3 protein-coding genes are annotated in these 5,064 nt (G+C 67.8%); all 3 read left to right on the top strand.

Annotation, left to right across the window (positions count from 1 at the left end; genetic code table 11):
* On the top strand, positions 1 to 494 hold a 494-nt coding region (locus DBR20_RS13995), incomplete at its 5' end, for a trimeric intracellular cation channel family protein (protein ID WP_108266597.1).
* A 237-nt stretch (positions 495 to 731) separates the two neighbouring features.
* Positions 732 to 1,901 (top strand): MdtA/MuxA family multidrug efflux RND transporter periplasmic adaptor subunit, encoded by a 1,170-nt coding sequence (locus tag DBR20_RS13990; RefSeq protein ID WP_108266596.1) that lies wholly within the window; start codon positions 732 to 734, stop codon positions 1,899 to 1,901.
* Positions 1,898 to 4,975 (top strand): multidrug efflux RND transporter permease subunit, encoded by a 3,078-nt coding sequence (locus DBR20_RS13985; protein ID WP_108266595.1) that lies wholly within the window; start codon positions 1,898 to 1,900, stop codon positions 4,973 to 4,975. Before DBR20_RS13990 ends, DBR20_RS13985 begins: the two co-directional genes overlap by 4 nt.
* Positions 4,976 to 5,064 lie beyond the last annotated feature (89 nt).

Below are 5,064 nucleotides of genomic sequence, written 5' to 3'. Positions count from 1 at the left end.
GTGGCGGCTCGCTGCGCGACATCCTGCTCGGCCACTATCCGCTGGGCTGGGTGAAGCATCCCGAGTACCTGGGCTTCACCGTGTGCGCGGCGCTGATCGCCACCTGGGTGGCGCGCTGGATGCATCACTTCCGCCGCACCTTCTTGGTGCTGGACGGGCTGGGCCTGATCGCGTTCACCCTGATCGGCTGCTCGATCGCGCGCGAGGCTGGCCATGCACTGCCGATCGTGCTGATCGCCGGCATGCTCACCGGCGCCTTCGGCGGCGTGCTGCGCGATATTCTCTGCAACGAGGTGCCGCTGATCTTCCAGAAAGAGCTGTACGCGATCATCTCGCTGCTGACCGGTGCGGTGTATCTGCTGTTGCTGCACTGGGGTGTGGCCGATGCCACGGCAATCCTGTGCTGCCTGGGTGGTGGCTTTGCCGTGCGCCTGCTGGCAATCCACTACCGCTGGGAAATGCCGAAGTTCGTGTACCACGACGAAGTGCATTGATCGTTTGGCGGTGATGCCGGCCGGCAACCGCCATCATCGGTCGGGGCGCATGACCAAGGTCATGCGGCGACGGCCCGCGTAAACCGCTACCATTGGCGCCCCGTCGCACGCGCGACGGCATCCAGCCACGCCGCGTCCGCGGCCCCGCCAGACAATCCCCCTCCCCGCTGCCCGTGGCCCTTCGTGGCGCCGACGGGCCCGCATGACCCTGCGTGCACGCAGGGCGCAGGATGCCCCATGTCTGTCGCCGAAAACTCCCGCTTTCGCCGTGCCCGTCCGCTGCTGGTCGTTGCCGGTCTTGCCCTTGTCGCTGGCCTGGCGTGGTGGCTGTGGCCGCATGCCGAGGCGGACGGTGGCAAAGAAGCCGGTGGCGGCAAGGCAGTACCGGTACGCATCGCCCGCGCCAGCGCCGAACCGCTGGTGCTGCGGATGAAGGCGGTCGGTACGGTCACCCCGCTGCACAGCGTGGTGGTGCGCAGCCGCGTGGACGGCGAACTGATGCGCCTGCATTTCCAGGAGGGTCAGCAGGTCAAGGCCGGTGACCTGCTGGCACAGATCGATCCCCGCCCCTACCAGGTGAAGCTCGCGCACGCACAGGGTACGCAGCAGCAGAACCTGGCCGAGCTGGAGAATGCCGAGCGCCAACTGCAGCGCTACCGCGAACTGCAGCGTCAGAACTACGTGTCCGCGCAGGAACTGAGCGACCAGCAGAGCAAGGTGCGGCAGCTGCAGGGGCGTCGCCTCAGCGACCAGGCTTCGGTGGACGAAGCACGACTGCAGCTGCAGTACACGCGCATCGTCGCCCCGGTCAGCGGCCGAGTTGGCCTGCGTCGATTGGACGTAGGCAACCTGGTGCACGCCAGCGATACCGAAGGCCTGGTCACGCTGGCGCAGACCGCCCCGATCAGCGTGCTGTTCACCGTGCCCGAACCAGAGCTTCCCGCCCTGCTCGATGCCGTGCAGGCGCAGCCGGCGCTGGTGGTGGAAAGCTGGGACCGCGAAGAACGCCGGCAGCTCGCCAGCGGCACCCTGTCCAGCGTCGACAACCGCATCGATACCGCCACCGGCACGCTGAAGCTGCGCGCGCAGTTCGACAACGCCGATCAGGCGCTGTTCCCCAACCAGTTCGTCAATGTGCGCCTGCAGCTGGGTGAGCATCCCGCACTGCTGGTTCCCGATGCCGCCGTGCAGTTCGGCAGCCAGGGCAACTACGTGCACATCATCGACAAGGACAACAAGGCACAACGGCGCACGGTGGTGCTCGGCCCGGCCGATGACGGTCGCGTTGCGGTGCGCTCCGGCCTGGTGGCCGGTGACAAGGTGGTGATCGAAGGCATCGACGGGCTGGAAGACGGCACCGCGGTGGAGATCATCACCGAGGAGGCATCGACCAAGGCCGGCGCATGAACCTCTCGCGCGCCTTCATCCTGCGCCCGGTCGCCACCACGTTGCTGATGGTGGCGCTGCTGCTGTCCGGCGTGCTGGCCTATCGCCTGCTGCCGGTGGCAGCGCTGCCGCAGGTCGACTACCCGATCATCCAGATCACCACGCTGTACCCCGGCGCCAGCCCGGAGTTGACCACGCGCACCATCACTGCGCCGCTGGAGCGCCAGCTCGGGCAGATTCCCGGCCTGAAACAGCTGTCGTCCACCAGTTCCGGCGGCGCCTCGGTGATCACCCTGCAGTTCGGCCTGGAGGTGTCGCTGGGTGTGGCCGAACAGGACGTACAGGCGGCGATCAACGCGGCCGGCAGCTTCCTGCCCGGCGACCTGCCGGTGCCGCCGGTGTACCGCAAGGTCAATCCGGCCGATACGCCGATCCTGACCCTGGCGGTTACCTCGCAGGGCTTGTCGCTGCCGCAGGTGCACGATCTGGTCGACACCCGCATCGCGCAGCGGTTGGCGCAGCTGCCCGGTGTCGGTCTGGTCAGCCTGGCCGGTGGCCAGCGCCCGGCCGTGCGCATCCAGGTCAATCCGGGCGCACTGGCCGCCAACAACCTTGGCATGGACCACATCCGCACCGCGATCGCCGCGGCCAACGTCAACCTGCCCAAGGGCAGCTTCGATGGTCCGATCCGCGCGGTGATGCTCGATGCCAACGACCAGATGCGCAGCGTGGCCGAGTACCGCGCACTGGTGCTGGCCTGGCGCGAGGGCGCACCGCTGCGGCTGGGCGATGTGGCGACCATCACCGATGGTGCCGAGAACCGCCAGCTGGCGGCATGGAGCGGCACCACCCCGGCGGTACTGGTGAACATCCAGCGCCAACCCGGCGCGAACGTCATCGCCGTGGTCGAACAGGTGCGTGCGTTGCTGCCGCAGCTGCAGGCCACGCTGCCGGCCGGCGTGCAGATGACCGTGCTCAGCGACCGCACCGAATCGATCCGTGCGTCCGTGCGCGGCGTACAGAAGGAACTGGTGCTGGCCATCGCGCTGGTGGTGCTGGTGACCTGGGTGTTCCTGCGCAACCTGCCGGCCACGCTGATTCCCAGCGTGGCGGTGCCGCTGTCGCTGATCGGTACGTTCGCGGTGATGCTGCTGGCCGGCTATTCGCTCAACAACCTCACGCTGATGGCGCTGACCATTGCCACCGGCTTCGTGGTGGACGATGCGATCGTGATGCTGGAAAACATCGCCCGCCACCTGGAAGACGGCGAAAGCCCGCGCGAGGCGGCACTGAAGGGGGCCAGCGAGATTGGCTTCACCCTGGTATCGCTGACGGTCTCGTTGATCGCCGTGCTGATCCCGTTGCTGTTCATGGCCGACCTGGTGGGTGCGCTGTTCCATGAGTTCGCGGTGACGCTGGCGGTGGCCATCGGCATTTCGCTGCTGGTGTCGCTGACCTTGACGCCGATGTTGTGCGCGCGATTCCTGAAGCCACATGCCAAGCAGGCGGCTGTGCCCGACGTCTTCGATCGCATCATCGCCCTCTACGACCGCCAGCTGCGCTGGGTGCTGCAACGCCAGCCACTGATGCTGCTGGCGACGGTGGCCACGCTTGCGCTCACCGTGGCGCTGTACTTCGCCGTGCCCAAGGGCTTCTTCCCGGTGCAGGATGCCGGCCTGGTCCAGGGCATCAGCGAAGCCCCGCAGGCGATCTCGTTCCAGGCCATGCGCGAGCGCCAGCTTGCCCTGGCCACGGCCATCGAACAGGACCCGGCCGTGGCCAGCCTGTCCTCCTACATCGGCGTGGACGGCAATAATGCCGCCCTCAACACTGGCCGCCTGCTGATCGAACTGAAGCCGCATGGAGAGCGCGAGAGCGCCGACGTGGTGATGGCGCGGCTGCAACAGCGCGTGGCCAGGATTCCCGGCATCACCCTGTACCTGCAACCGGTACAGGAGCTGGGCATCGAAGACCGCATCAGCCGCAACCAGTACCAGTTCACCCTGACCACGCCGGACCTGCAGACGCTGGAAACCTGGACACCGAAGCTGTTGCACGCGCTGCGCCAGTCGCCCGCGCTGCGCGATGTGGCCAGCGACCTGCAGATGCAGGGCCGACAGGCCAAGGTGAGCATCGACCGCGATGCCGCCGCACGTCTGGGCGTGAGCGTGGAAGCAGTGGCCGACGCACTGTACGACGCCTACGGGCAACGGCAGATCTCGACCATCTTCACCCAGGCCAGCCAGTACCGGGTGGTGCTGGAGGCCGATCCGGCGCGGCAACCGGGGCCGGAGGCGATCACCGGCCTGCGCGTGCGCAGCAGCAACGGCCAGACCGTGCCGCTAGGGGCGGTGGCGCGCGTCGAGCAGGGGCCGACGGCACTGCTGCGCAACCATGTCGGCCAGTTCCCGGCGGCCACGCTGTCGTTCAACCTTGCGCCCGGCGCATCGCTGGGTGAAGCGGTGGATGCGGTGCATGCCGCGCAGGCGCAGGTGGCATTGCCGCAGAGCATCGAGCTGCGCCTGCTGGGTGCGGCGGCGGCCTTCAGCAGCTCGCTGTCGAGCACGCTGTGGCTGATCCTTGCCGCCGTGGTGGTGATGTACATCGTGCTGGGCGTTCTCTACGAGAGCTTCATCCACCCCATCACCATTCTCTCCACCCTGCCCTCGGCGACCGTGGGCGCTCTGGCCGCGTTGTGGGTGAGCGGACGCAGCCTGGACCTGATCGCGGTGATCGGCATCGTGCTGCTGATCGGCCTGGTGAAAAAGAACGCGATCATGATGATCGACTTCGCGCTGGACGCGCAGCGCACGCGCGGCATGAGTCCGCGTGAAGCGATCCACCAGGCGGCGCTGCTGCGCTTCCGGCCGATCCTGATGACCACCCTGGCTGCGTTGTTCGGCGCGGTACCGCTGATGCTGGCCAGTGGCTCGGGCGCCGAGCTGCGGCAGCCGCTGGGCTGGGTGATGGTGGGTGGCCTGATGGTCAGCCAGGTGTTGACCCTGTTCACCACGCCAGTGATCTACCTGGCCTTCGACCGTCTGCAGCGTCGCCGCGCTTCGGCACCGGCAACAGCAGACGGGGCCGGCGCATGACCCCTGTGGCGCGCCTGGCACAGGCCTGCGTGCAGCGTCCGGTGGCGACCATCCTGTTGGCGGTGGCGCTGGTACTGGCCGGCCTGCTG

The organism is Stenotrophomonas sp. HMWF023 (assembly GCF_003060985.1).
Classification (GTDB): Bacteria; Pseudomonadota; Gammaproteobacteria; order Xanthomonadales; family Xanthomonadaceae; genus Stenotrophomonas; species Stenotrophomonas lactitubi.
Note: the sequence above shows the minus strand (reverse complement) of the source record. Positions and strands in the feature narration are given on the sequence as shown.

What these genes read in the sequence shown, in the direction of transcription:
- DBR20_RS13985 (WP_108266595.1), top strand. Translation starts at nt 1,898, where the DNA reads ATGAACCTCTCGCGCGCCTTCATCCTGCGCCCGGTCGCCACCACGTTG.
- DBR20_RS13990 (WP_108266596.1), top strand. Translation starts at nt 732, where the DNA reads ATGTCTGTCGCCGAAAACTCCCGCTTTCGCCGTGCCCGTCCGCTGCTG.